The organism is Streptomyces omiyaensis (genome assembly GCF_014650895.1).
Classification (GTDB): Bacteria; Actinomycetota; Actinomycetes; order Streptomycetales; family Streptomycetaceae; genus Streptomyces; species Streptomyces omiyaensis.
In genome coordinates, this window is the sequence record NZ_BMVV01000021.1 from 115,750 (window position 1) to 142,548 (window position 26,799).

A 26,799-nucleotide genomic window follows, 5' to 3' on the forward strand; every position below is an offset into this window, starting at 1 on the left:
CTCAGCCGCCCAGGGCCCGGACGCCCGCGGTCACGACGACCGCGGCGCCCACCACCACCAGGAAGGGCGCCCTCAGGACGAGCGCGAGCGCCGCGGCGGCGACGCCCGCGGCCCGGGCGTCCAGGGTGAGGTGCGCCCCCGTGGCGAAGGTCTGCTGGGCGGTGAGCGCGGCGAGCAGGGCGACCGGGAGGAGGGCGGCGAGCCGCTGGACGAGCGGGCGCTCCAGGGTCTGGGCCGGGACGAGCAGTCCGGCCAGCTTGACCAGGTAGCAGCCGGCGACGGTGAGGCCGATCGCGATCCAGACCTGCGTGCTGTTCAGGGTGTTCATGCCGATCATCCCGTTCATCGGGGAGCCTTCTCGTGGGCCGCCGACCGCTTCTGCGCGCGGCGGCCCTGGAACCAGAGGACGGCCGGGGCGGCGAGCGCCGCGACGAGCACGGGGACGCCGGCCGGGAGCACGGGGAGCAGGCCCAGGCCGAGGAGGACGGCGATCCCGGCGGTGGCCCGCTCGGTCGCGGTCCGCAGCATCGGGGCGAGCAGGGCGAGGAAGACGGCCGGCCCGGCCGCGTCGAGCCCCCAGGCGGCGGTGTCGCCGATGGCCTCGGCGCCGAGCGCCCCGAGCAGCGTGGTGAGGTTCCACAGGAGGTACAGCGCGAGCCCGGTGACGGTGAAGCCGAGCCGGGCGGACCTGCGGTCCGGCTGGGCGAGGGCGACGGCCGTGGTCTCGTCGATGACCCACTGCGCGGCGAACGGCTTCACGGACCTCGGCAACGCGAGGAGTTGGGAGAGCCGCAGCCCGTAGAAGGCGTTGCGGGTGCCGAGGAAGAAGGCGCCGGCGGCCGCCGTGAAGGGGTTCCCGCCGCCGGCGAGGGCGCCGACGAGGGCGAACTGCGAGGCGCCCGTGAAGACGAGCAGGCTGAGCACGCAGGTCTGGAGGAGGGTGAGCCCGGCTCCGGCCGAGGTCACGCCGAAGGCGAAGCCGGAGAGTCCGACGGCGACGCCGACGCCGAGCGCGTCCCGGACCACGGCCGCGTCGGGCTTCCCGGCGCCTCCGGCCGCGGCCCCGCCGCTCCCGTCCCGGCCGTCGGACGGGTGGTCGTCACGTATGTCCCGCGTGGCGGGGTGTGCTGTCTGTTCTGCCACGTCGGAGACGTTACGGAGCGGCCGACGGCCCGTCTTGTACGTTCTTGCGGACCTGGTCCCGGGCCCGCTGGTAGGCCCCGGGCGGGACGCCGACGCTCCGGGTGAAGTGCCGGTTGAGGTGGGGCTGGTCCGTGAAGCCGACGGCGAGCGCGGCCTCGGCCGGCGGCGTCCCCGCGTCCAGGAGCCGCCGGGCGCGCCGCACGCGCGCGTCGGTGAGCCAGGTGTGCGGGGGCATGCCGTACTCGGCGCGGAAGGCCCGCAGCAGGGCGAACGGGCTGGTGCCCAGGTCGGCCGCGAGCCGCTCCAGGGTGGGCGGCTCCGCCATCCGCTCCTCCAGGACGGCACGCGCGCGTGCCGCGGCCCCGGCCCCCGCGCCGCGCGGCGCGCGCGTGCGGAGCCGTCCGCCGTGGCTGCGCAGCATCCGGGCGGTGACCAGGCGCAGCAGGCTGTCGGCCGCGAGCGCGTTGCCCTCCTCGGCGGCCCGGTGGACGCCGATGACGAGCTGGGCGGCGTACGGGTCGTCGACGACGGGCTGGGTGAAGCCGACGGGGCCGCGGACGTCGAGGACGTCGGCGGCGATGGACCGGACGAGCTCCGCGTCCGGGTAGATCGTGCGGTAGGTCCAGCCCTCGGGGACGCCCGCGTACCCGGTGTGCGGGGTGTCGGGGTTCACCAGGGCTATCTGCCCGGGACCGGCGTGGACCAGGTCGTTCCGGTAGTGGAAGGCCTCGACGCCCTCGGTGATCGCGGCGTAGACGAAGCTCTCGTGGGTGTGCCGGGAGAACGCCTTCTCGATGTAGCGGGCGTGCAGCAGGTCGACCCCGGGCAGCTCGGCGTACTGCCAGTACCGTGCCCGCTCGCCCCTCGCCATGCCTCCATTCTGCGCCCGCGCCGCGCCCGGCGACGACCGGTGTCCACAGGTCCGAGCGGGGGCGCGGCCCGGTTGTCCACAGGTCACGGCGGTTGTCGGTGGCGGGGTGCACGATGGGAGGCATGGTCACGTCCGCGCTCGAAGACTTCTCCCCGGCCACCCGAGGGTGGTTCACCGGCGCGTTCACCGCGCCCACCGCCGCCCAGGAGGGCGCCTGGCGGGCCATCGGCGCGGGCTCGGACGCGCTCGTCGTGGCGCCGACCGGCTCGGGCAAGACCCTGGCCGCCTTCCTCGCCTCCCTGGACCGGCTGGCGTCCGCGCCCGCCCCGGCCGACCCGAAGAAGCGCTGCCGGGTGCTGTACGTCTCCCCGCTGAAGGCCCTCGCGGTGGACGTGGAGCGGAATCTCCGCTCGCCCCTGACCGGCATCCGCCAGGAGTCGGTCCGGCTCGGGCTGCCCGAGCCGGACGTGCGGGTCGGCATCCGCTCCGGCGACACCCCCGCCGCCGAGCGCCGCTCGCTCGCCGCCAAGCCGCCGGACATCCTGATCACCACCCCCGAGTCGCTCTTCCTGATGCTGACCTCGGCCGCCCGGGAGGCGCTGTCCGGGATCGAGACGGTCATCCTGGACGAGGTCCACGCGGTCGCCGGCACCAAGCGGGGCGCGCACCTGGCCCTCACCCTGGAGCGGCTCGACGAGCTGCTGCCCCGCCCCGCGCGCCGGATCGGCCTGTCGGCCACGGTCCGCCCGGTCGACGAGGTCGCCCGCTTCCTCTCCCCCGGCCGCCAGGTGGAGATCGTGCAGCCGCCGTCGGGCAAGGAGTTCGACCTCTCCGTCGTGGTGCCCGTGGAGGACATGGGCGAGCTGGGCGGCTCCCCCGCCTCCGAGGGCAGGGACGGCGGGGACCGGCCGTCGATCTGGCCGCACGTCGAGGAGCGGATCGCCGACCTCGTCCAGTCCCACCGCTCCACCATCGTCTTCGCCAACTCCCGGCGCCTCGCCGAGCGGCTGTGCAACCGGCTGAACGAGATCGCCTACGAGCGGGCGACCGGCGAGCCCCTTCCCGAGGGGGCCCCGCCGGCCGAGGTCATGGCCCAGTCGGGGGCCGCGAAGGGCGCGCCGCCGCTGCTCGCCCGGGCCCACCACGGCTCGGTCTCCAAGGAGCAGCGCGCCCGGGTCGAGGAGGACCTGAAGGCGGGCCGGCTGCCCGCCGTGGTCGCCACGTCCAGCCTGGAGCTGGGCATCGACATGGGCGCGGTCGACCTGGTCGTCCAGGTCGAGTCGCCGCCCTCGGTGGCCTCCGGGCTCCAGCGCGTGGGCCGCGCCGGGCACCAGGTCGGCGCGGTCTCCACGGGCGTGGTGTTCCCGAAGTACCGGGGCGACCTGGTGCAGGCGGCGGTGGTCACCGAGCGGATGCGGTCGGGGTCCATCGAGTCGCTGCGGATCCCGGCCAATCCGCTGGACGTGCTGGCCCAGCAGCTGGTCGCGATGGTCGCCCTCGACACCTGGCAGGCCGACGACCTGCTGGCGGTGGTGCGCCGGGCCGCCCCCTTCGCCTCCCTCCCGGAGTCGGCCTTCACCGGCGTCCTCGACATGCTCGCGGGCCGGTATCCCTCGGACGCCTTCGCCGAGTTGCGCCCGCGCGTGGTGTGGGATCGGATCGCGGGCACGGTGACCGGACGCCCGGGCGCGCAGCGGCTCGCGGTCACCTCCGGCGGCACCATCCCGGACCGGGGCCTGTTCGGGGTCTTCCTGGCCGGGGCGGACCCGAAGAAGGGCGGCGGCCGGGTCGGCGAGCTCGACGAGGAGATGGTGTACGAGTCGCGGGTCGGCGACGTCTTCACGCTGGGCACCACGTCCTGGCGGATCGAGGACATCACCCGCGACCGGGTCCTGGTGTCCCCGGCGCCCGGGGTCCCGGGCCGGCTGCCGTTCTGGAAGGGCGACCAGCTGGGCCGCCCGCTCGAACTGGGCCGCGCGGTGGGCGCGTTCCTGCGCGAGCTGGGCGCGCTCGGCGAGGAGGACGCCCGGCTGCGGCTGCTCGCGGCGGGCCTGGACGGCTGGGCGGCGGACAACGTCCTGGCGTACCTGAAGGAGCAGCGCGAGGCCTGCGGACACGTGCCGGACGACCGGACGATCCTGGTGGAGCGCTTCCGCGACGAGCTGGGCGACTGGCGGGTCGTCGTCCACTCACCGTTCGGCGCACAGGTGCACGCGCCGTGGGCGCTGGCGCTGGGCGCCCGGCTCGCCGAGCGGTACGGCATGGACGCGCAGGTGATGCACGCGGACGACGGCATCGTGCTGCGCCTGCCGGACGCCGACCTGATGGGCCTCGACATGGGGCTCGACCTGCTGGACCACGCGCCGGTCGACCCGGGCCGCCACCAGGACACGGTGTACGACGCCGACCAGGCGCCGGTCGGCGCGGCGGACGCGGTCTTCGACAAGGGCGAGGTCGCGCAGGTCGTGACCGAGCAGGTGGGCGGCTCCGCGCTGTTCGCCTCGCGCTTCCGCGAGTGCGCCGCCCGGGCCCTGCTCCTGCCGAAGCGGAACCCGGGGAAGCGGACCCCGCTCTGGCAGCAGCGGCAGCGGGCCGCGCAACTGCTCCAGGTGGCGAGCGAGTTCGGCTCCTTCCCGATCGTCCTGGAGGCCGTCCGCGAGTGCCTCCAGGACGTCTTCGACGTCCCCGGGCTGACCGAGCTGATGGGCGACATCGAGGCCCGCCGGGTGCGCCTCGTCGAGGTCACCACCCCCGAGCCGTCGCCCTTCGCCCGCTCCCTGCTCTTCGGCTACGTGGCGCAGTTCCTGTACGAGGGCGACTCTCCGCTGGCCGAGCGCCGGGCCGCCGCGCTCTCGCTGGACTCCCGGCTCCTCGCCGAGCTGCTGGGCCAGGCGGAGCTGCGCGAGCTGCTCGACCCGGAGGTGCTGGCCGAGCTGGAGCGGGAGCTCCGGTGGCTCACCGAGGACCGGCGGGTCAAGGACCCCGAGGGCGTCGCGGACCTGCTGCGGATCCTGGGGCCACTGACCGACGAGGAGCTGGCGGCGCGCGGCGCCGGGCCGGAGTGGGTCCGGGAGCTGGCCCGGTCCCGCCGCGCGATCGAGGTGCGGATCGCGGGCACCGCGCACTGGGCGGCGATCGAGGACGCGGGCCGGCTGCGGGACGCTCTCGGCACGGCGCTCCCGGTCGGCGTCCCCGAGGCCTTCACCGAGCCCGTCAAGGACCCGCTGGGCGACCTCCTCGCCCGGTACGCCCGCACCCACGGCCCCTTCACCTCCTCGCGGGCCGCCGCCCGCTTCGGTCTCGGCACCGCCGTCACCGACGGCGCCCTCCAGCGCCTCGCCGCGTCCGGCCGGGTCGTGCAGGGCGAGTTCCACCCCTCGGGCATCGGCCAGGAGTGGTGCGACGCGACCGTCCTGCGCCGGCTGCGGCGCCGCTCCCTGGCCGCCCTGCGGCAGGAGCTGGAGCCGGTGCCCCCGGCGGCCCTGGCCACCTTCCTGCCCCAGTGGCAGCACCTGGGCGGCAGCAGCCTGCGGGGGATCGACGGACTGGCCCGTGCCGTGGAGCAGCTCCAGGGCGCGCCGGTGCCGGCGTCGGCCCTGGAGAAGCTGGTCCTGCCGTCGCGGGTCCGGGACTACTCCCCGGCGATGCTGGACGAGCTGACCACCACGGGCGAGGTGGTCTGGGCGGGGGCGGGCTCGCTGCCCGGCAAGGACGGCTGGATCTCGCTGCACCTCGCGGACGCGGCCCCGCTGCTGCTGCCGCCGGCGCACCCGCTGGAGCTCACCGCGCTCCACGAGTCGGTCCTGACGGCCCTGTCCGGCGGGTACGGCCTGTTCTTCCGGCAGATCGCCGACCAGGTCCGGATCACCACCCATCCGGACGTCACCGACCCGCAGCTCGCCGACGCCCTGTGGGAGCTGGCGTGGTCGGGCCGGCTCACCAATGACACCCTGGCGCCGCTGCGCGCCCTGCTGGGTTCGGGCCGTACGGCCGGTTCGACCGCCCACCGGGCGCGTCGCACGATGCCGCGCGGCCGGTTCGGCTCCCTGGGCACGACCCGTCCGGTCTCGCGGTCGGGCCCGCCGACGGTCTCGGGCCGCTGGGCGCTGCTGCCGCCGGTGGAGCCCGATCCGACGCACCGGGCGCACGCGCTGGCCCGCACCCTCCTGGACCGGCACGGCGTGGTGACCCGCGGCGCCGTGGCCGCCGAGGGCGTCGAGGGCGGTTTCTCCGCGGTCTACCGGATCCTGTCCGCCTTCGAGGACAGCGGGCAGGCCCGGCGCGGCTATGTGGTGGAGGGTCTCGGCGCGGCCCAGTTCGCCATGGACGGGGCGGTGGACCGGCTGCGGGCGGCGGCGACCGCCCGGGACAGGGGCGTCGAGGCGGGCACGGGTCCCCGTGCGGTGGTGCTGGCCGCCGCCGACCCTGCGAACGCGTACGGGGCGGCCCTGCCGTGGCCGGAGCCGCCGGACGGAGCCGGTCACAAGCCGGGCCGCAAGGCGGGTGCCCTGGTGGTCCTGGTCGACGGCGAGCTGACGCTGTACGTGGAGCGCGGCGGCAAGTCGGTGCTGTCCTGGCCGGCGGAGCCGGACGACCCGGCCCTGGCGGCGGCGGCCGGGTCCCTGGCCGAGGCGGCGCGGGCGGGCGTGCTGGGCACGGTCACGGTGGAGCGGATCAACGGCGCGACGGCCCTCACCTCGCCCCTGGCCCGCTCCCTGGAGTCGGCCGGTTTCGTCGCCACCCCGCGCGGGCTCCGCCTCCGCGCCTGACACCCGCCCGGTCGCCGGCCACCCACCCGGCCGCCGACCACCCGCCCGGCCCGGCAACCACCCACCCGGCCCGACGACCACCCACCCGGTCACCGACCACCCGCCCAACCCGGCAACCACCCCCGGCCCGGCAACCACCCACCCGGCCCGACGACCACTCACCAGATCGCCGACCACCCCACCCGGCCCGGCGACCCGGCATCATGGCCCCATGCCCGAAGGAGACACCGTCTGGCAGGCGGCCCACCGGCTGGACGAGGCGCTGGCCGGGCGGGTGCTGACCCGCGCGGACCTGCGGGTGCCCCGGTTCGCGACGGCCGACCTCACCGGCCGCACGGTGCTGGACGTCACCCCGCGCGGCAAGCACCTCCTGACCCGCATCGAGGGCGGGCTGACCCTCCACTCCCACCTGCGGATGGACGGGGCGTGGAGGGTGTACCCGACCGGGGAGCGTCCGCGGGGCGGCCCGGAGCACCAGATCCGCGCCGTCCTCGGGAACGAGCGGTCCACCGCGTACGGCTATCGCCTGCCGGTCCTGGAGCTGATCCGCACGGCCGAGGAGTCCCGGGTGGTGGGCCATCTCGGCCCGGACCTGCTGGGCCCGGACTGGGATCCGGAGGAGGCGGTCCGGCGTCTCCTCGCCGACCCGTCCCGCCCGCTCGGCGAGGTCCTGCTCGACCAGCGCGTCCTGGCCGGGATCGGGAACGTCTACAAGTCGGAGCTGGCCTTCCTCGCGGCCGTCACCCCCTGGCTCCCGGTCGGCGAGCTGGCGCCGGAGGTCCCGCCCCGTCTGGTGGCGACCGCCCACCGCCTGCTGGAGGCGAACAAGGACCGTCCGGACCGGCGGACCACGACCGTCCGCCGACCCGGCACCCCGCTGCACGTCTACGGCCGCGAGGGCCGCCCGTGTCTGCGCTGCGGCGCCGCCGTCCGCAGGGCGGAGCTGGGCGACCGGGTCACCTACTGGTGTCCGGCCTGCCAGCGGGGCCCCCGCGGAGACTCCCCGGATCCCCGCCGCCCCCGGCACGAAGGCTCCGGGGATCCCCGCCGCCCCCAGGATTGACGGTCCGTCAGATCCGGTCGTACGGTCCCCCCATGAGCCTCTCGGCGTACGACCTCACCGGCCGCACCGCGTTCGTGACGGGCGCCGCGAGCGGCATCGGCCGCGCCGGCGCCGTCCTCCTCGCCCGGGCGGGCGCGACCCTCCATCTGGCGGACCGGGACGAACCGGGCCTGGAGGAGACGGCCGCCCTGATCGCCGGCGAGGGCGGCACGGCCCGCGTCCACCCCCTCGACGTGACCGACCGGTCCGCGTTCGGCGCCGCCGTGGACGCGGCCGGCCCCCTCCACGTGATGGCGGCGGTCGCCGGGATCATGCACACCAGCTCGGTCCTGGAGACCCGCGAGGAGGACCTCGACCGCGTCCTCGCCGTGAACTTCAAGGGCGTGCTCCACGCCTGCCAGGAGGCGGCCCGTTCGATGATCGCCTCCGGCACCCGGGGGTCGATCGTCACCATGGCCTCGGGCGCGATGGACACCGCGAGCCCCGGACTGCTCTGCTACAGCGTCGCCAAGGCGGCCGTCGTCCAGCTCACCAAGACGCTCGCGGTCGAGGTGGGCCCGCACGGCATCCGGGTGAACGCGGTCGCGCCGGGCTGGGTCCGCACCCCGATGACGGACCGCCACGAACCCGCGGCGCAGGAGCGGGCCGAGGCGGCGATGGCCCGTCACTCGCCGCTGCGGCGGGTCGGCGAGCCCGAGGACATCGCGCACGCGGTCCTCCATCTCGCCTGCGACGCCTCCTCGTTCACGACGGGGCAGATCCTGCGTCCGAACGGCGGCGTCGCCATGCCCTGGTGACGCGGTCCCGGGTGAGGAGGACCGGCCGCGAGGAGGCGGCCACGTGCACCGGCAGCAGGCTCAGCCCCCAGCCGCCCGCGGCCACCGCCCCCTCGACCGGTCCGGATTCCCCCGGAAACAGCAGCAGGCGCAGCACCGCCCACCACCAGAGCCCCCCGGCCACCAGCCCGACCGCGATCAGCGTGAGCGTCACCAGCGGAACCCGTCGCCGTACCATGGCCGCCTCCTGCGCTCGACGCTAGACCGGCAGGATCACCCTGCGGGAGGGCGTACCGGTGTCAGCTCCGGCGCGCACCCCGCGCGCGATCCGGCGGACGCTCCCGCGTGCGGGACACCGGGCGCCCTCGGGGCCGCCCCGGCGCGCTCCCGCGCGCACCCCGCAGCCCTGCTCGCCCCGGTGCCCGACCCCGCGCTCGCCCCGTTTCTCCCGTATCGCCACCCGACCCGCCTAGGCGCTCTCGGCCTGGAACATCCAGCTGTGCTTCTCGAGGTCGGCGGTGAGGGAGATGAGGATGTCCTGGCTGACGGGGTCGGGGTCCCCGGTGGCCTCGACCCGTTCCCGCATCCGGGTGATGACGGCGCCGAGCGAGGTCACGAGGATCCGCACGGCGTCCGCGTCCTTGATCCAGCCCTCCGGCACCGTGCCGATCGCACTGCCGGAGGCCACCGTCGACGCCCGCCCGTCCGGGTTGACCCCGAGCGCCGAGGCCCGCTCGGCCACGGTGTCGGAGTGCAGCCTGGCGGTGTCGACCACCTCGTCCAGCTGCAGGTGGACGGAGCGGAAGCGCGGCCCGACGACGTTCCAGTGCACCTGCTTGGCGACCAGTGCCAGGTCGACGAGGTCGACCAGGGCGCCCTGGAGGGCGTTGCCGACCGTCTTGAGGTCGGTCTCGGACAGCGAGCTCTTCACGACAGACATGCGGAATCTCCAACCAGTCGTACGTATCCCCCACCATGGCACGCCTGTCCGGAATCCGGCATCTCAAACAAAGCGGCAGGAAGCGGTGCCCCGACGAGAATCCGCCGACCGCCCCCAGGACGAAGCCCGGCCGGCACCGCGCGACGGAGGCACGACCGGCACCTCGCGGGCCGCCCCCACGACGAAGCCCCGACCGGCACCCCACGAGGGGCACCGACCGGGGCTTCGACCCGTTCGGGTTCAGGCGGCGACGACGTCCACGGCCTCAGCGGGCGCCTTGATGGTCACCCGCTCGGTGGACACACCGGCCACCGACGTCACCGACACCGAATTGAGCATCGGACGGACCGGCGCCGGCACCGGTTCGCTCGAAGCTGCCGACTCGGCCAGTTCGGCCAGCGACAGCTCGTCGCTCACTTCGCGCATGAGCTCGGACATCCGTACGTCCAGCGCGTCGCAGATCGCGGAGAGCAGCTCGGAGGAAGCCTCCTTCTGCCCCCGCTCCACCTCGGAGAGATAGCCGAGCGAGACTCGGGCGGACGAGGAGACTTCGCGCAGAGTACGGCCCTGGCGCTGGCGCTGCCGACGCAGCACGTCACCCAGCAGGCGACGGAGCAGAATCATCGGTGGCTCCCTCCTCGGACCGCGTAGCCGCATCCTTCACGCCCCACCGTACCGCCTCGCGCCGCGGCCGTGCGGGGAGCGATGTCGTGTTCACTCAGGGCTGCAAACATCCATTCCCCCCGTTCTGTTCCGTATCCTGTGCCCGCGCATTCTCCGAGAGTTCCTCGAGGAGCAGTTCCAGGACGCTCCGCACACTCTCTCTACGGATTTCCGCGCGGTCGCCGTTCAATCTCAACGAGACCACTTTCCCGGCCGCGGCGCCTGTCGTGGCCGGTCCCGCGACCGCCACGTAGACGGTCCCGACCGGCTGCCCGTCCTGGGGATCGGGCCCCGCGACGCCGGTCGTCGCCACTCCCCAGTCGGCGCCCAGCCGGTCCCGCACACCCCGTGCCATCTGCACCGCGACCTCGGGATCCACCGCCCCGCGCTCCCGCAGCAGACCGGCGTCCACCCCCAGCAGCTCGTGCTTGAGGGGGGTCGCGTAGGCCGTCACCGAACCGAGGAAGGCCCGGGACGCGCCCGGCACCCAGGTCAGCTCGGCGGCCACCAACCCCCCGGTCAGCGACTCGGCGGCGGCCACCGTCTGGCCGCGCTCCACCAGGAGCGCGAGGACCCGGGCCGCCGCGCTCATCGCGCCGCCGCCTCCTCGCGGGCCGCGGCCCGCTCGGCCGCCAGCCCCCTGCGCCGCAGGACGACCGCCTGTCGCACATAATCCAGACCGGTGACGACGGTCAGCACGACGGCCACCGCCATCACCCAGAAGCGCAGCGTCGCCAGCGGGCCGGTGAGCATCAGCACGTACATGCCGACCGCCGTGCCCTGGGCCAGCGTCTTCAGCTTGCCGCCCCGGCTGGCCGGGATCACCGCGTGCCGGATCACCCAGAAGCGCATCAGCGTGATCCCCAGCTCGCGCGCCAGGATCACCGCCGTCACCCACCAGGGCAGGTCGCCGAGGGCGGAGAGACAGATCAGGCCGGCAGCCATGATCGCCTTGTCCGCGATCGGGTCGGCGATCTTCCCGAAGTCGGTGACCAGGTTGTACGTGCGGGCCAGATGTCCGTCGAAGACGTCCGTGATCATGGCGACGGCGAACGCCGCCCACGCCCAGGCCCGCCAGACCGGATCGTGTCCGCCGTCCTGGAGGAGCAGCACCACGAAGGCCGGCACGAGGACGAGCCGGATCATGGTGAGGATGTTGGCGATGTTCCACACGCTGACGCGGTTCACGGCCGCAGAGCCCAGCTTGCCGCGGGGCGCCGGCCTTCCGGACCCGCCCGTCGCGGATGCCGGGACTCCGGTCATCTGCCCACCTCCTCGACACACTCCGCCACGAGGTCCACGCCCTCGGTGCTCACGACCTTCGCCCTGACCATACGGCCCGGAGCCAGGTCGGATCCCACGCCACCACCGTCGACGAGGTACACCTGTCCGTCCGTCTCCGGGGCCTGGTGGGCGGCGCGGCCGATCCAGCCGTCCTCCTCGTCCTCGGTCTCCACCAGGACTTCCAGCATCTCTCCGATCCGCTCCTCCGCGCGCTGCGCGGTGAGCTCCTCGGCGAGCCGGGAGAGGTGGGCCAGGCGGGCGTCCACGACCTCCTGGTCGAGCTTGTGCTCGTACGTGGCGGCCTCGGTGCCGTCCTCGTCGGAGTAGCCGAAGACGCCGATGGCATCGAGCCGGGCGTGGGTGATGAAGCGTTCCAGCTCGGCGAAGTCGGCCTCGGTCTCCCCCGGGAAGCCGACGATGAAGTTGGAGCGGGCGCCGGCCGTCGGGGCCTTCTCGCGGATGGTCGCGAGCAGGTCGAGGAAGCGGTCGGTGTCGCCGAAGCGGCGCATGGCGCGCAGCACGTCGGGGGCGCTGTGCTGGAACGACAGGTCGAAGTAGGGCACGACCTTGTCGGTGGAGGTCAGCACGTCGATCAGGCCGGGGCGCATCTCGGCCGGCTGGAGGTAGCTGACCCGGACGCGCTCGATGCCGTCGACGGCGGCGAGCTCCGGCAGCAGGCCCTCCAGGAGGCGGATGTCGCCGAGGTCCTTGCCGTACGAGGTGTTGTTCTCGGAGACCAGCATGATCTCCTTGACGCCCTGCTCGGCGAGCCAGCGGGTCTCGTTGAGCACGTCCGAGGGCCGGCGGGAGACGAAGCTGCCGCGGAAGGACGGGATGGCGCAGAAGGAGCAGCGGCGGTCGCAGCCGGAGGCCAGCTTCACGGAGGCGACGGGGCTGCGGTCGAGGCGGCGGCGAAGCGGGGCGCGCGGCCCGGAGGCGGGCGCGAGGCCCTCGGGCAGGTCGCTCGGGACGTCCTGCGGCTCCTCGGCGGCCCCGTGCCCCGGAAGGGCGACCTCGGCGGCGGCCTGCTGGCGGTCCACCGGGGAGAGCGGGAGGAGCTTGCGCCGGTCGCGCGGGGTGTGCGCCTCGACGCTGCCACCGTTGAGGATGGTCTGGAGGCGGTTGGAGATGTCGGCGTAGTCGTCGAAGCCGAGGACGCCGTCCGCTTCGGGGAGGGCCTCGGCCAGCTCCTTGCCGTAGCGCTCGGCCATGCAGCCGACGGCGACGACGGCCTGGGTGCGGCCGTGGTCCTTCAGGTCATTGGCTTCGAGCAGGGCGTCGACGGAGTCCTTCTTGGCGGCTTCGACGAAGCCGCAGGTGTTGACGACGGCGACGTCCGCTTCCTCGGCGTTCTCGACGAGCTCCCAGCCGTCCGCTGCCAAGCGGCCTGCGAGCTCCTCCGAGTCCACCTCGTTACGGGCGCATCCGAGAGTGACAAGGGCGACGGTACGGCGTTCGGGCATGGGCTCAAGACTACTTCGTCCCGGACGTGACCCCGTCGCTCAGGGTTCACCTGCGCGACGGAGGTCACACCGGACCCGTCGGTCACTCTCCGCGGTCAGCCGGCCTCGGGGTCGCCCTTGGTGTAGCTCAGACGCTCCACCTGGCCGTCCTCGAACTTCTCGGAGACCTTCTTGCCGTTCACGTACAGCTCGATCGCGCCCGCGTTGCCGAGGACGAGGTCGACCTGGGCGTCGTCCTGGAAGGTCTTGGTGTCGCCTTCCTGGAGGAAGCCGTCGAAGAGCATCTTGCCGTCGGAGGCCTTGGCCGAGATCCAGCTCTTGCCGTCGGCGGTGAGCTTGACCGTGACCTTGTCCGCCGGGACGGCCGCGATGGCGCTCTCCGTCGGCTTCGGCGCGGGCTTGACCGGCTTGGGCTTGGCGGCGGCGGTCGCCTTCTCCGGGGCGGGCGCCGGACCGCCCTCGGCGGCCGTGCTGCCCTTGGGCTGCTCGGCGCCGTTGAACATCGTGAAGCCGACGAAGCCGACGACGGCGACGATCGCCGCGACCATGGCCGCGGTCCAGTTGGGCCGCCGGGGCTCGGGGCGGATACGTTCCGCCTCGAAGAGCGGGGCCGCCGGGGTGGGCGCGGGACGCCCGCCGTGGTCGGCGTCGTACCGCTCGATCAGCGGTGCCGGATCGAGGCCGACCGCACGCGCGAGCGTGCGGATGTGACCGCGCGCGTAGACGTCGCCGCCACAGCGCGAGAAGTCGTCCTCCTCGATGCCGTGCACGATCGGGATCCGGACACGGGTGGAGGCGCTGACCTCTTCGACGCTGAGACCTGCGGCGATGCGGGCCTGCTGAAGGGTGCGACCGATCGGTTCCCGGTCGTCTGACGGGAACGTCCGGTCGTCTTCGGGGGAGTTGCCGATGGACACGAGAGCGCCTTTCGAGCGTGTAGCCACCTGCTGGACGTTCAGTCTATGGGTGGTACGAAAGGGTGGGGCAACCGGGCGGGTGCGGTTTGTACGCCATGAGGCTGTACATCACGAGGAGAGGACATCCTTCTGTCCCTCCGTCCAACTTGACGTTCGGCCAGGGGAAACGGTTGCCCCCGATTCCCTTACGAGTGAGTCTCGGCCCGGTCTCGAACGGGTACCCCGCGCCGGCCGCCCCACGCGCCCGCCCCGGTTACTCCTCCGACTCGCCGCGGATCACCGCGAGCACCCCGTCCAGCTCGTCCGGCTTGACAAGCACGTCCCTCGCCTTGGAGCCCTCGCTCGGGCCCACGATGTTCCTCGACTCCATCAGGTCCATCAGCCGGCCGGCCTTGGCGAAGCCCACCCGCAGCTTCCGCTGGAGCATCGACGTGGAGCCGAACTGGGTCGACACGACCAGCTCGGCCGCCTGGCACAGCAGATCGAGGTCGTCGCCGATCTCCTCGTCGATCTCCTTCTTCTGCTTGCTGCCGACGGTGACGTCGTCGCGGAAGACCGGCGTCATCTGGTCCTTGCAGTGCTGCACCACGCCCGCGACCTCGGCCTCGGTGACGAAGGCGCCCTGCATGCGGACCGGCTTGTTCGCGCCCATCGGCAGGAAGAGGCCGTCGCCCTTGCCGATGAGCTTCTCGGCGCCGGGCTGGTCGAGGATGACCCGGCTGTCGGCGAGCGAGGAGGTGGCGAAGGCGAGCCGGGACGGCACGTTCGCCTTGATCAGGCCCGTGACGACGTCCACCGAGGGCCGCTGGGTGGCGAGCACCAGGTGGATGCCGGCCGCGCGGGCCAGCTGGGTGATGCGGACGATGGCGTCCTCGACGTCCCGGGGGGCGACCATCATCAGGTCGGCGAGCTCGTCGACGATCACCAGGAGGTACGGGTAGGTCTTCAGCTCCCGCTCGCTGCCGGGCGGCAGCTGCACCTTGCCGTCCCGGATCGCCTGGTTGAAGTCGTCGATGTGCCGGAAGCCGAAGGCGGCCAGGTCGTCGTAGCGCAGGTCCATCTCGCGCACCACCCACTGGAGGGCCTCGGCGGCCCGCTTGGGGTTGGTGATGATCGGCGTGATCAGGTGCGGGATGCCCTCGTAGGCGGTCAGCTCGACCCGCTTGGGGTCGACGAGGACCATCCGGACGTCCTCGGGGGTCGCCCGGATCATCACCGAGGTGATGAGGCAGTTGATGCAGGAGGACTTGCCGGAGCCGGTGGCGCCCGCGACGAGGATGTGCGGCATCTTCGCCAGGTTGGCCATCACGTAGCCGCCCTCGACGTCCTTGCCGAGCGCGACCAGCATCGGATGGTCGTCGTCGCCGTCCGCGAGCCGCAGCACGTCGCCGAGGTTGACCATCTCGCGGTCGGAGTTCGGGATCTCGATGCCGACGGCCGACTTGCCCGGGATCGGCGAGATGATCCGCACGTCCGGCGAGGCCACCGCGTAGGCGATGTTCTTCGTCAGCGCGGTGATCTTCTCGACCTTCACGGCGGGCCCGAGCTCGACCTCGTACCGGGTGACCGTCGGGCCGCGGGTGAAACCGGTGACCGCCGCGTCCACCTTGAACTCGCCGAACACGTTCGACAGCGCGTCCACCACGACGTCGTTCGCCGCCGACCGCGTCTTGCCCGGCCCGCCCCGCTCCAGCAGGTCCAGGGACGGCAGCGCGTAGGTGATGTCGCCGGACAGCTGGAGCTGCTCGGCCCGGGCCGGCAGGTCCGTCGGCTCCGGCGCCGGCTTGGTCAGATCCGGTACGGAACCGCCGGCCGCCCGCTTGTCCGCGCCCCGCGCCGTCGGCACGTTCGGCGGCGTCTTCGGCCGGGGCGGTACCGGCCCGCCGGCCTCGTCCGTCTCCCCGCCGGCCCCCTCGGCGCGGGCCGCGGCCCGCTCGGCGGTCACGTCCCTGGTCAGGTCGGCGACCAGCGGCGACGGCGGCATGCCGTTCAGCACCGCACCGTCGAGCGCGGCCGCCGCCGCGGCGGCCACGTCCACCGGGTCCAGGCCGTGCTCGTGGCCCGGCGCCTCCGTCCGCGGCCGGGCGGTGCGCCCGCGCCGCCGCAGCGCCTCCGCCTCGACCCGGTCCACGTCGTACGGATCGGCCGGGCCGCCGGTGCGCCGCCGCACCGGCCGGGCGGCGCGCGGCGGCTCGTGCCGGTCGTCCTCGTACGGCCCGTGGTCCGCGTACGGCTCCTCGGCAGGCTCCTCGTAGGCGGGTTCGAGGAGGCCGAGCCGGACGCCGAGCGCGCGCAGCCGCTGCGGGATGGCGTTGACCGGGGTGGCGGTCACCACGAGGAGGCCGAAGAGGGTGAGCAGCACCAGCAGCGGGACGGCCAGCGCCTCCCCCGTCATGAAGACCAGCGGCTGGGAGGAGGCCCAGCCGATCAGCCCGCCCGCGTCCTGCATCGCCTCGGAGCCGGCGTCCCGCCCGGGCGAGCCGCAGGCGATGTGGACCTGTCCGAGGACCCCGATGACCAGGGCGGAGAGCCCGATGACGATCCGGCCGTTGGCCTCCGGCCGCTCCGGATAGCAGAAGAGCCGGAAGGAGATGGCGCCGAGCAGCAGCGGCACGAGCAGGTCGAGCCGGCCGAAGGCACCGGTGACCAGCATCTCGACGAGGTCGCCGACCGGGTTGTCCAGATGGGACCAGGTGCCCGCGGCGACGATCAGCGCGGCGGCGAGCAGCAGCAGGGCCAGCCCGTCCTTGCGGTGGGCGGGGTCGAGCCCCTTGGCACCCCGTCCTATGCCCCGGAACATCGCGCCGACGCCGTGCGCGGCACCGCGCGCCACCTTGTACACGCCTCCGGTCGGCGACGGCGCGGGCCGGGCGGCGGGCCGCTTCGCCGCGGCCCTCTTCGCGGGCGCCCGCTTGGCGGGCGCGGCCTTCTTGGCCGCCGCCTTCTTCGCGGGCGGCTTGCCCGGGGACTTCGCCGTGGACTTGGCGGCCGCTTTCTTCGCGGCCCCCGACGTCCGGCCGGCGCGCGATGGTGCGGTGCCCTGGGAACCCTTGCCGGACGTACGTGAAGCCATGGTGCTGAGGTTACCGGTGAGCGGCCGGGCTGTCCGCCTCACCCGAACGTGTCGCCCTTGCCCCGGCGGGAAGCTGACGAACGGTCATGCGATCCGGGCGTCGCGCGGCGGCGGACCGGGCCCGCGTCGCGGCCTCAGCCCTGCGCGGGCAGCGAGGCCGCTCCGCCGGTGCCCGGCTCCAGCGCGTCCAGCGCCCGCCGCAGCCCGGTGAGCTTCCGCTCCAGGTGGGCGGCGGTGGCGACGGCGGCCGCGTCGGCCGACTCGTCGTCGAGCTGCTTGGACAGCGCCTCGGCCTGCTCCTCGACGGCGGCGAGCCGGGCGGACAGCTCGGCGAGCAGCCCCGCGGCCTCCTTGCCCTGACCGCCCTCGCCGCCGCCCTCCAGCTGGAGCCGCAGCAGGGCGGCCTGCTCGCGCAGCTTGCAGTTCTTCATGTAGAGCTCGACGAAGACCGAGACCTTCGCGCGCAGCACCCACGGGTCGAACGGCTTGGAGATGTAGTCGACCGCGCCGGCCGCGTACCCGCGGAAGGTGTGGTGCGGGCCGTGGTTGATCGCGGTGAGGAAGATGATCGGGATGTCCCGGGTCCGCTCGCGCCGCTTGATGTGCGCGGCGGTCTCGAAGCCGTCCATGCCGGGCATCTGGACGTCGAGCAGGATGACCGCGAAGTCGTCCGTCAGCAGCGCCTTGAGCGCTTCCTCCCCGGACGATGCCCGCACCAGCGTCTGATCGAGCGCGGAGAGAATGGCCTCCAGCGCCAGCAGATTCTCCGGCCGGTCATCGACCAGGAGGATCTTGGCCTTCTGCACCATGCCCCGTCCTCCTCGTCCCGGCAACGGCTCGACCCGGTTTCCGGAACCGCTGCCGGAACCGGGGGAAGCACCGGGCGCCGCCCCGGAGGACGGCTTCCTGGTGCCGTCCGTCCTTGTGCCGGTCATCGTAGCCGCACCCCGCACGTCGCCACACCCTGTCACCGTGATGTCACTGTGCACAGTTCGGAAACGGGGCGCGGGTCGAGAAGGTTCCCCGTTCCGGCAGGTCTCACACGCCGACGGCACGGGTACGCCGTCCGGTGCCGGGCCCGCACGGACTCCGGCGCCGGACGGCGGGCCGTCACGCGCCCCGCATCCACTGCTCCATGACGGACAGCAGGTAGTCCGGGTCGACGGGCTTGGTGACGTAGTCGGAGGCGCCCGACTCGATCGCCTTCTCCCGGTCCCCCTTCATCGCCTTCGCGGTGAGCGCGATGATCGGCAGCCCGGCGAACTGCGGCATCCGCCGGATCGCCGTCGTCGTCGCGTACCCGTCCATCTCCGGCATCATGATGTCCATCAGAACGACCGTCACGTCGTCGTTCTGCTCCAGGACCTCGATCCCCTCCCGCCCGTTCTCCGCGTACAGCACCGCGAGCCCGTGCTGCTCCAGCACGCTGGTGAGCGCGAAGACGTTCCGGATGTCGTCGTCGACGATGAGGACCTTCTCCCCGGAGAAGGAGAAGGTGCGCCGCGGCTGCGGTGCCTCCTCCGCGCCCCCGGTCTCCCCGAGGTCGTCCGGCTGCCCCTGCGGGCCGGGCTGCCCGGGCACCGCGCCCCGGGACCCGGCCGCGCCGGCCGGATCCGGCGTCTCGGCCGCGGGCCCCGCCTTGCGCCGGTGCCGGAAGAGCGCACCGGACCGCGTCTCGCTCCGTACGGGAGCGGGCGGGAAGTGCGGGAAGGCCTGCCCGGCCGGCCCCTCCTCGGCCCCCTGGCCCGGCTCGTCCGCCTCGCCCGGCCCGTATCCGGGCTGCGGCACCTCGGTCGGGTTCAGCGGCAGGTACAGCGTGAAGGTGGAACCGCGCCCGGGCTCGCTCACCGCGAAGATCTCGCCGCCGAGCAGACGGGCGATCTCCCGGCTGATCGACAGGCCGAGGCCCGTGCCGCCGTACTTGCGGCTGGTGGTGCCGTCGGCCTGCTTGAACGCCTCGAAGATGACCCGCATCTTGCTGGCCGCGATGCCGATGCCGGTGTCGGTGACCGAGAAGGCGATCAGGTCGGCGTCGGCGTCCCGCAGCGAACCCGCCTCCAGGAGCTGCTCCCGGATGGACTGCGGCACGTCCGCGCCGGCCGGCCGGATCACCAGCTCGACCGCGCCGGAGTCGGTGAACTTCACCGCGTTGGAGAGCAGGTTGCGCAGCACCTGCAGGAGCCGCTGCTCGTCGGTGTGGAGGGTGGCGGGCAGTTCGGGCGAGACCCGGACCGAGAAGTCCAGGCCCTTCTCCGCGGTGAGGGGCCGGAAGGTCGCCTCCACGTAGTCGACCAGCTGGACGAGGGCGATCCGGGTCGGCGAGACGTCCATCTTGCCCGCCTCGACCTTCGACAGGTCGAGGATGTCGTTGATCAGCTGGAGCAGGTCGGAGCCGGCGCCGTGGATGGTCTCGGCGAACTCCACCTGCTTCGGGGTGAGGTTGGTCTCCGCGTTGTCCGCGAGCAGCTTGGCCAGGATGAGCAGCGAGTTGAGCGGCGTGCGCAGCTCGTGCGACATGTTGGCGAGGAACTCCGACTTGTAGCGCATGGAGACGGCGAGCTGTTCGGCGCGCTCCTCCAGGACCTGCCGGGCCTCCTCGATCTCGGTGTTCTTGACCTCGATGTCGCGGTTCTGGCGGGCCAGCAGTTCGGCCTTGTCCTCCAGCTCGGCGTTGGAGTCCTGCAGCTCCTTCTGCCGGTGCTCCAGCTCGGCCGAGCGCTCCTTGAGCTGCTCGGTCAGCTCCTGCGACTGCTGGAGCAGCACCTCGGTCTTGGTGTTGACGCTGATGGTGTTGACCGTGGTCGCGATCAGCTCGGCGATCTGGTTGAGGAAGTCCCGCTGGATCTGCGTGAACGGCTGGAAGGAGGCCAGCTCGATGACGCCGAGGACCTTGCCCTCGAAGAGCACCGGCAGCACGATCACGTGCGCGGGCGAGGCCTCGCCGAGCCCGGACGAGATCTTCAGGTAGCCCGGCGGCACGTTGACCTGGATGGTCCGCTTCTCCTCCGCCGCCGTCCCGATGAGGGTCTCGCCGGGACGGAAGGAGGTCGGCATGGAGCCGGCCGAGTAGCCGTAGCTCCCGCGCATGCGCAGCTCGTACGAGCCGTCGCCCTCGCCGACGAGTTCGGTGTCGTGGTTGGCGGAGCCGACCGGCGTCGCCACGAAGAAGGCGCCGTGCTGGGCGGAGACCACCGGGGTGAGCTCGCTCATGATGAGCGAGGCGACGTCGTCGAGGTCCCGGCGGCCCTGCATGAGGCCGGAGATGCGGGCCAGGTTCGACTTGAGCCAGTCCTGCTCGTCGTTGGCGAGGGTGGTGTCGCGCAGGTTGGCGATCATCGTGTTGATGTTCTCCTGGAGCGCCTGGATCTCACCGGCCGCGTCCACACCGTCGATCTTGACGTTGAGGTCGCCGCGGGTCACCGCGGTGGCGACGGCCGCGATGGCCCGCACCTGCCGGGTGAGGTTCCCCGCCATCTCGTTCACGGAGAGCGTGAGGTCGCTCCAGGTGCCCTCGACGTCCCGGACGCGCGCCTGACCGCCCAGCTGCCCGTCGGTGCCCACCTCGCGGGCGACGCGGGTGACCTCCTCGGCGAAGTTCGACAGCTGGTCGACCATCGTGTTGATGGTGTTCTTCAGCTCCTGGATCTCGCCCCGGGCCTCGATGTCGATCTTCTTGGTGAGGTCGCCCTTGGCGATGGCGGTGGTGACCGCGGCGATCTGCCGCACCTGGCCGGTGAGGTTGTCGGCCATGCTGTTCACCGAGTCGGTGAGGTCCTTCCAGGTGCCCGAACCGCCCGGCACCCGCGCCTGGCCGCCGAGGATCCCCTCGGTGCCCACCTCGCGGGCCACCCGGGTCACCTCGTCGGCGAACGAGGACAGCGTCGTCACCATCGTGTTGACGGTCTCGGCGAGCTCGGCGACCTCGCCGCGGGCCTCGACGGTGACCTTCTTCGTCAGGTCTCCGTTGGCGACCGCGGAGGAGACCCGGGCGATGTTCCGCACCTGGCTGGTCAGGTTGTTGGCCATCAGGTTGACGTTGTCGCTCAGGTCCTTCCAGATGCCGGTGACCCCGCGCACCCGCGCCTGCCCGCCGAGGATGCCCTCGGTGCCCACCTCGCGGGCCACCCGGGTCACCTCGTCGGCGAAGTTCGACAGCTGGTCCACCATCGTGTTGACGGTGGTGACGAGCTCCAGGATCTCGCCCTTGGCGTCGACGGTGATCTTCTTCGACAGGTCGCCGCGGGCGACGGCGGTCGTGACCTCGGCGATGTTCCGGACCTGGAAGGTCAGGTTGTTCGCCATGAAGTTCACCGACTGGGTCAGGTCCTTCCAGGTGCCGGAGACCCCCTGCACCTCGGCCTGGCCGCCCAGGATGCCCTCCGTGCCCACCTCGCGGGCGACCCGGGTCACCTGGTCGGCGAAGGAGGACAGCTGGTCCACCATCGTGTTGAGGGTGTTCTTCAGCTCCAGGATCTCGCCCCGGGCGTCCACGTCGATGGTCTGCGACAGGTCGCCGCGGGCGACCGCGGTGGCGACCTGGGCGATGTTGCGCACCTGGGCCGTCAGGTTCCCGGCCATGCTGTTCACCGAGTCGGTGAGGTCGCGCCACACGCCGGCGACGCCCGGCACCTGCGCCTGCCCGCCGAGGCGCCCCTCGGTGCCCACCTCGCGGGCGACCCGGGTCACCTGGTCGGCGAAGGCGGAGAGCTGGTCGACCATCGTGTTGATGGTGTTCTTCAGCTCCAGGATCTCGCCCCGGGCGTCCACGTCGATCTTCTGCGACAGGTCGCCGCGGGCCACGGCCGTCGTCACCTGGGCGATCTGCCGCACCTGCGACGTGAGGTTCCCCGCCATGAAGTTCACCGAGTCGGTCAGCTCGCGCCAGCGGCCGGAGACCCCGTCCACCCGCGCCTGACCGCCCAGCCGTCCCTCGGTGCCCACGTCCCGGGCCATCCGCGTCACCTGGTCGGCGAAGGACGACAGCTGCGACACCATGGTGTTGACGGTGTTCTTCAGCTCCAGCATCTCGCCGGCCACGTCCACGGTGACCTTCTGCGACAGGTCGCCGTTGGCCACCGCCGTCGTCACCTGCGCGATGTCCCGCACCTGACCGGTGAGGTTGTGGAAGGCCGTGTTCACCGAGTCGGTGAGGTCCTTCCAGGTGCCGGCGGCGCCCTGGACCTGCGCCTGGCCGCCGAGCCGGCCCTCGACGCCGACCTCCCGCGCCACCCGGGTCACCTCGGAACCGAAGGCGGACAGCTGGTCCACCATGGTGTTGACGGTGTTCTTCAGCTCCAGCATCTCGCCGGCCACGTCCACGGTGACCTTCTGCGACAGGTCGCCGTTGGCCACCGCCGTCGTCACCTGCGCGATGTCCCGCACCTGCGTGGTGATGTTCCGGAAGACGGTGTTGACCGAGTCCGTCAGGTCCTTCCAGGTGCCCGCCGCGCCCGGTACCTGCGCCTGCCCGCCGAGCAGGCCCTCGGCGCCGACCTCGCCGGACACCCGGGTCACCTCGTCGGCGAAGGTCCGCAGGGTCTCCGTCATCTGGTTGATGGTGTCGGCGAGTTGGGCGATCTCGCCGCGCGCGCTCACGGTGACCTTCTGCGACAGGTCGCCGTTGGCGACCGCCGTCGTCACCTCCGCGATCCCTCTCACCTGATTGGTGAGGTTGCCCGCCATCGTGTTGACGGAGTCGGTCAGGTCCTTCCACACGCCGGCGACCCCGGCCACCTCCGCCTGACCGCCGAGCTCGCCCTCGGTGCCCACCTCGCGGGCGACCCGGGTCACCTCGGAGGAGAAGGACGACAGCTGGTCCACCATCGTGTTCACGGTGTTCTTCAGCGAGAGCATCTCGCCGGCCACGTTCGCCGTGACCTTCTGCGACAGGTCGCCGTTGGCCACCGCCGTCGTCACCAGCGCGATGTCCCGCACCTGGGCGGTCAGCTGGTTCGCCATCGTGTTGACGGAGTCCGTGAGGTCCTTCCAGGACCCCGACACGCCCCGCACGTGCGCCTGCCCGCCGAGGATGCCCTCGGTGCCCACCTCGACGGCGACCCGCGTCACCTCGGACGCGAAGACCGACAGCTGGTCGACGAGGTGGTTGACGGTCCGGGCGACCTTGAGGAACTCCCCGCGGAGCGGCCGCACGGTCCCGTCCGAACCCTCCGAACGCAAGTCCATGCGCTGTTCGAGGTCACCCTCGGCGACCGCCGTCAGCACCCGGCTCACCTCGGACACCGGCCGCGCCAGGTCGTCGACGAGCGCGTTGGCCGCCTCGATCGCCGCGGCCCAGGCGCCTTCGGTGGTCCCCGCCTCCAGCCGCTCGGACAGCTTGCCCTCGCGCCCGACGACCCGCCGCACCCGCGACAGCTCGCCGGTGACGTGCATCTGCCGGTCGGCGACCTCGTTGAAGACGGCTGCGATCTCCGCCATCACCCCGTCGCCGGAGACGGTCAGCCGCCTCCGCAGATTGCCGTCGCGCATGGACACGAGCGCGGACAGCAGCCGCTCCAGCGCGGCCACGTCCACCTGCACCGTCCCCCCACGGGAACGCCCGCCCCTCGCGCGCGTGCCGCTGCCGCCACCGCGTCGCGCCGCCGTGCCAGACTCCACCGTGTCCCTCCCGAAAGGGGTCGACCGTTCCGCTCCGGCTCCCGCCGAAGCATGCCCAGTGTTTCACCGCGACCGAACCAGGCGATAACAGTTCGGCAGCTTCGCACAGCGTCCCCGCCCCCGGAGGGCGGAAACAGCGGAGACCGGCATCCGCGGGGACCGCGAAGGTAAGTAACCTGGCATCCGGCTGTCCAGCCGCCCCGGTCCGCCCGGCGGGGGCGGTGCGGAGCGCGTACGACCAACCACCGGGCAGCGGGAGGGGCAGACCGAGCATGGCGGAGCCGGGCGTCGAGACGCGTACGAGGAGTGCTGTGATCACCGCGCGGGCGACCGCCACCTTCGACCCCGTCGGACGGTCCGTCGCCGCCGCCCGGGCCTTCGTCCGGGACACGCTCCAGGGCTGGGGCCACCCGGAGCTCGTGGACGACGCCGTCGTCCTCACCAGCGAGCTGGTCACCAACGCCGTGGTGCACGCGGGCACCGCCGCCGACGTCCTGTGCCTGCGCTCCGAGGACAGCGTCCGGGTCGAGGTCGCCGACCGCTATCCGGAGCGCGAGATCCCCGTCCAGAGCGGCCGCACCCTCGCGAGCCCCGACCGGGAGAACGGCCGTGGCCTGCTCCTGTGCGCCGCCCTCGCGGACCGCTGGGGCGTCGACTACTCCCCCACCCGCAAGCACGTCTGGTTCCACCTCGACCTCCCCCAGCGCCCGGTCGGCACCCGTTCCGCGGGCCCGGTGCTGCCCGACGCGCTCCTCCCGGTCGCCGACAGCCGCGTCCGCGTCGCCGTCGTCCAGATCGACCGGGGCGGCGCCATCACCTCGTGGAACGAGGACGCCGAGGAGCTCTTCGGGTACGCCCCCGAGCAGGTCACCGGCAAGCCGCTCGGCGACCTCGCCGCCTGGCCGCACACCCCCGGCATCGGCACCGGTCTCGCCGAGGCCCTCCGTCTCTCCCGCTGGGAGGGCAGTTACGGGCTCCGCTGCGCCGACGGCCGCGTCGTCCCCGTGTACGCCTCCCACCTGCGGGTCCGGGACGCGGAGGGCGAGCCGTCCACGGTCTGCCTCCTGGTGCGGGAGGACGAGCGCGCGGTGCTGCAGACCCCGCAGCGCCCGGCGGCCGACCCGGGCGCGGAGAGCCGCGCCACGGACCCCTTCGAGGTCTTCATCGGCTCCCCCGCCCCCGACGACCTGGACGGCCTCCTGCAGCGCACGGTGGAGCGGGCCCGCGACATGCTGGACGGCGACGCCGCCTTCCTCCTCCTGGCGACGGACGACGAGACGGAGCTGGAGGTGCGGGCGACGACCGGCCTCCCGGCGGCCCGCCAGCGCTTCGCCCGCGTCCCGGTGGAGACCGGCGCCAGCCGTTACGGCTCGGCCCGCATGCCCGCGGTCCACGAGGACCTGGCCGCCGTCCCCGGCGCCGTGCCCCTCCTCGAGGGCACCGGCATGCGCTCGGTGGTCACGGTGCCGCTGAAGGTCGAGGGCCGTCTCACCGGCTCCCTCGGCGTCGCCGCCGAGGCCTCGAACCGCTACTCGAACGACGAGGCCCTCCGTCTCCAGTTCGCCGCCGACCGCATCGCCCTGGCCGTCGAGTCCGCCCGTCTGGGCGAGCTCGAACGCCTCCGCCGCGGCTCCCTCAGCTTCCTCGTCGAGGCCTCCGACCTGCTGGCCGGCACCCTCGACCGGGACCAGACCCTGGCCCTGATGGCCCAGATGACGGTCCCCACCCTGGCCACCTGGTGCGCCGTCTACACGATCGCCGACCCGACCTCGGACCCGTACCTCTCGTACGTGCTCCACGAGGACGAGGACCGCATCGACGGCCTGAAGGCCCTGCTCGGCTCGATCGCCCCGCCCGACCCGGTGCCGTCGCCCGGCGCCCGGCTCTGGACCGCCCCGGGCGACGCCGCCCACCGGGCCGCGCTGGCCGCCTCGGCCCGCGAGCTGGAGCACCTGGGCAGCCCGCTCTCCTCCGGCATCGACGGCACCCTGGCCACGGCCGGCGCGGTCGCCGGCGAGACGGTCGTGCTGCCGCTGGTCGCCCGGAACCGGGTGATCGGCATGCTGACCCTGGGCCGGCCGGCCGAGGACCACTTCCGCCAGGAGATCCTGGAGCTCGCCGAGGACCTCTCGCGCCGGGCCGCCCTGGCCCTGGACAACGCGCGCCTGTACTCGGAGCGCAACGCCATCAGCCAGTCCCTCCAGCGCAGCCTCCTCCCGCCCGGTCTCCCCAAGATCCCGGGCGTCGAGGTGGACGTGATCTACCGGGCGGCCGGCGAGGGCAACGAGGTGGGCGGCGACTTCTACGACGTCTTCCCCATCAGCGAGGACGTGTACGGCTTCGCGATCGGCGACGTCTGCGGCACGGGCCCGGAGGCCGCGGCCGTCACGGGCCTGGCCCGGCACGCCCTGCGCCTGCTGGCCCGGGAGGGGTTCGGCGGCCCGGCCGTCCTGGAGCGCCTGAACGCGGCGATCCTCGACGAGGGCGCCCGCAGCCGCTTCCTGACCCTTCTGTACGGGGAGCTGCGCCCGCAGCCGGGCGGCTCGGCCGTCCTGAAGGTGGTCTGCGCCGGCCATCCGCTGCCGCTGCGCCTCCGCCCGGACGGGACGGTCACCCCGGCCGCCGAGCCCCAGCCGCTGCTGGGCGTCATGGAGGACCTGGAGCTGTACGAGGAGACCTTCACGCTCGACCCCGGCGACGTCCTCCTCTGTGTCACGGACGGCGTCACGGAGCGCCGTGAGGGGACCCGCATGCTGGGCGACGACGGCCTCGCCGACGCCCTGAAGACGTGTACGGGCCTGACCGCCGGCGCGGTCGGCGGCCGCATCCTCCGGGCCGTGGAGCGTTTCGCCCAGGCTCCGGCCTCGGACGACATGGCCATCCTCACGATGCGCCTCCAGGAACCGGACCCCAGCTGACACGCCGCCACCACGACGGCCGGCCTCCCTCCCACGGGACCGCCGGCCGCCGTCCCGGCTCCGTTCCTCTTTTCTCCCCGAAAACGCAAGAAGGCCCCCGCCAATGGCGGGGGCCTTCTCTCTGAGCCCTTTAACGGAATCGAACCGTTGACCTTCTCCTTACCATGGAGACGCTCTACCGACTGAGCTAAAAGGGCGGGTTGTTCGGCGGTGTCCTACTCTCCCACAGGGTCCCCCCTGCAGTACCATCGGCGCTGAAAGGCTTAGCTTCCGGGTTCGGAATGTAACCGGGCGTTTCCCTAAC

Annotated in this window: 17 protein-coding genes, 1 tRNA gene and 1 rRNA gene; 4 read left to right on the forward strand and 15 right to left on the reverse strand. The window is 73.2% G+C overall.

Annotation, left to right across the window (positions count from 1 at the left end; all coding sequences use genetic code 11):
- Window position 1: 1 nt before the first annotated feature.
- Genes IE287_RS28375 through IE287_RS28385 form a run of 3 tightly spaced genes read right to left on the reverse strand, consistent with a single transcriptional unit; the run spans window position 2 to window position 2,014 of the window.
- Complete coding sequence (locus tag IE287_RS28375) at window positions 2–337, reverse strand: AzlD domain-containing protein (protein WP_229883792.1); 336 nt, start codon at window positions 335–337, stop codon at window positions 2–4.
- Window positions 338–342: 5 nt separating this feature from the next.
- Complete coding sequence (locus tag IE287_RS28380) at window positions 343–1,107, reverse strand: AzlC family ABC transporter permease (protein WP_373307915.1); 765 nt, start codon at window positions 1,105–1,107, stop codon at window positions 343–345.
- Window positions 1,108–1,153: 46 nt separating this feature from the next.
- Complete coding sequence (locus tag IE287_RS28385) at window positions 1,154–2,014, reverse strand: AraC family transcriptional regulator (protein ID WP_189852065.1); 861 nt, start codon at window positions 2,012–2,014, stop codon at window positions 1,154–1,156.
- Window positions 2,015–2,136: 122 nt separating this feature from the next.
- Here IE287_RS28385 and IE287_RS28390 point away from each other — a divergent pair, with 122 nt between their 5' ends.
- The 3 genes from IE287_RS28390 to IE287_RS28400 all read left to right on the forward strand — a co-directional run bounded on the left by IE287_RS28390 (window position 2,137) and on the right by IE287_RS28400 (window position 8,643).
- Window positions 2,137–6,783 (forward strand): Lhr family ATP-dependent helicase, encoded by a 4,647-nt coding sequence (locus IE287_RS28390; protein ID WP_189852066.1) that lies wholly within the window; start codon window positions 2,137–2,139, stop codon window positions 6,781–6,783.
- Between the two features lie 211 nt (window positions 6,784–6,994).
- Window positions 6,995–7,846, forward strand: a complete 852-nt coding sequence (locus IE287_RS28395) for a DNA-formamidopyrimidine glycosylase family protein (RefSeq protein WP_189852067.1) — start codon at window positions 6,995–6,997, stop codon at window positions 7,844–7,846.
- 32 nt (window positions 7,847–7,878) lie between these two features.
- Window positions 7,879–8,643 (forward strand): SDR family NAD(P)-dependent oxidoreductase, encoded by a 765-nt coding sequence (locus IE287_RS28400; RefSeq protein WP_189852068.1) that lies wholly within the window; start codon window positions 7,879–7,881, stop codon window positions 8,641–8,643.
- Here IE287_RS28400 and IE287_RS28405 read toward each other — a convergent pair.
- The 10 genes from IE287_RS28405 to IE287_RS28450 form a co-directional block, all read right to left on the reverse strand.
- Window positions 8,591–8,860, reverse strand: coding sequence for a hypothetical protein (locus IE287_RS28405; protein ID WP_189852069.1), 270 nt, complete (start codon window positions 8,858–8,860; stop codon window positions 8,591–8,593). The two genes, IE287_RS28400 and IE287_RS28405, sit on opposite strands and share 53 nt — an antisense overlap.
- A gap of 231 nt (window positions 8,861–9,091) precedes the next feature.
- The gene (locus IE287_RS28410) at window positions 9,092–9,562 is read right to left on the reverse strand and encodes a Dps family protein (protein ID WP_189852070.1); all 471 of its coding nucleotides are present in this window, start codon (window positions 9,560–9,562) and stop codon (window positions 9,092–9,094) included.
- 240 nt (window positions 9,563–9,802) lie between these two features.
- A complete protein-coding gene (locus tag IE287_RS28415) occupies window positions 9,803–10,186 on the reverse strand; it encodes a helix-turn-helix domain-containing protein (protein ID WP_189852071.1) in 384 nt (127 codons plus the stop codon).
- Between the two features lie 94 nt (window positions 10,187–10,280).
- Entirely contained in the window at window positions 10,281–10,817 is a 537-nt protein-coding gene (locus IE287_RS28420; RefSeq protein WP_189852072.1) for a CinA family protein, read from the reverse strand.
- Window positions 10,814–11,488, reverse strand: a complete 675-nt coding sequence (gene pgsA / locus IE287_RS28425) for a CDP-diacylglycerol--glycerol-3-phosphate 3-phosphatidyltransferase (protein ID WP_189852073.1) — start codon at window positions 11,486–11,488, stop codon at window positions 10,814–10,816. The genes IE287_RS28420 and pgsA overlap by 4 nt, the downstream gene beginning before the upstream one ends.
- Window positions 11,485–12,972 carry a 30S ribosomal protein S12 methylthiotransferase RimO gene (gene rimO / locus IE287_RS28430; RefSeq protein ID WP_189852074.1) on the reverse strand — a complete coding sequence of 496 codons (1,488 nt, stop codon included), beginning with the start codon at window positions 12,970–12,972 and terminating at the stop codon, window positions 11,485–11,487. The genes pgsA and rimO overlap by 4 nt, the downstream gene beginning before the upstream one ends.
- A gap of 95 nt (window positions 12,973–13,067) precedes the next feature.
- Complete coding sequence (locus IE287_RS28435; RefSeq protein ID WP_189852075.1) at window positions 13,068–13,889, reverse strand: helix-turn-helix domain-containing protein; 822 nt, start codon at window positions 13,887–13,889, stop codon at window positions 13,068–13,070.
- Window positions 13,890–14,142: 253 nt separating this feature from the next.
- Entirely contained in the window at window positions 14,143–16,962 is a 2,820-nt protein-coding gene (locus tag IE287_RS28440; protein WP_189852076.1) for a DNA translocase FtsK, read from the reverse strand.
- A 134-nt stretch (window positions 16,963–17,096) separates the two neighbouring features.
- Window positions 17,097–17,771 (reverse strand): response regulator, encoded by a 675-nt coding sequence (locus IE287_RS28445; protein WP_189852077.1) that lies wholly within the window; start codon window positions 17,769–17,771, stop codon window positions 17,097–17,099.
- A 301-nt stretch (window positions 17,772–18,072) separates the two neighbouring features.
- Window positions 18,073–23,577, reverse strand: coding sequence for a HAMP domain-containing protein (locus tag IE287_RS28450; RefSeq protein WP_189852078.1), 5,505 nt, complete (start codon window positions 23,575–23,577; stop codon window positions 18,073–18,075).
- A 272-nt stretch (window positions 23,578–23,849) separates the two neighbouring features.
- On the opposite strand from IE287_RS28450, the gene IE287_RS28455 reads away from it, so the two are divergent.
- The gene (locus IE287_RS28455) at window positions 23,850–26,495 is read left to right on the forward strand and encodes a SpoIIE family protein phosphatase (protein WP_189852079.1); all 2,646 of its coding nucleotides are present in this window, start codon (window positions 23,850–23,852) and stop codon (window positions 26,493–26,495) included.
- Between the two features lie 124 nt (window positions 26,496–26,619).
- Here IE287_RS28455 and IE287_RS28460 read toward each other — a convergent pair.
- Both IE287_RS28460 and rrf read right to left on the reverse strand, forming a co-directional pair.
- Window positions 26,620–26,692, reverse strand: a tRNA-Thr gene (locus tag IE287_RS28460).
- A gap of 5 nt (window positions 26,693–26,697) precedes the next feature.
- Window positions 26,698–26,799: ribosomal RNA gene (gene rrf / locus IE287_RS28465) — 5S ribosomal RNA — on the reverse strand; the annotation flags it as partial.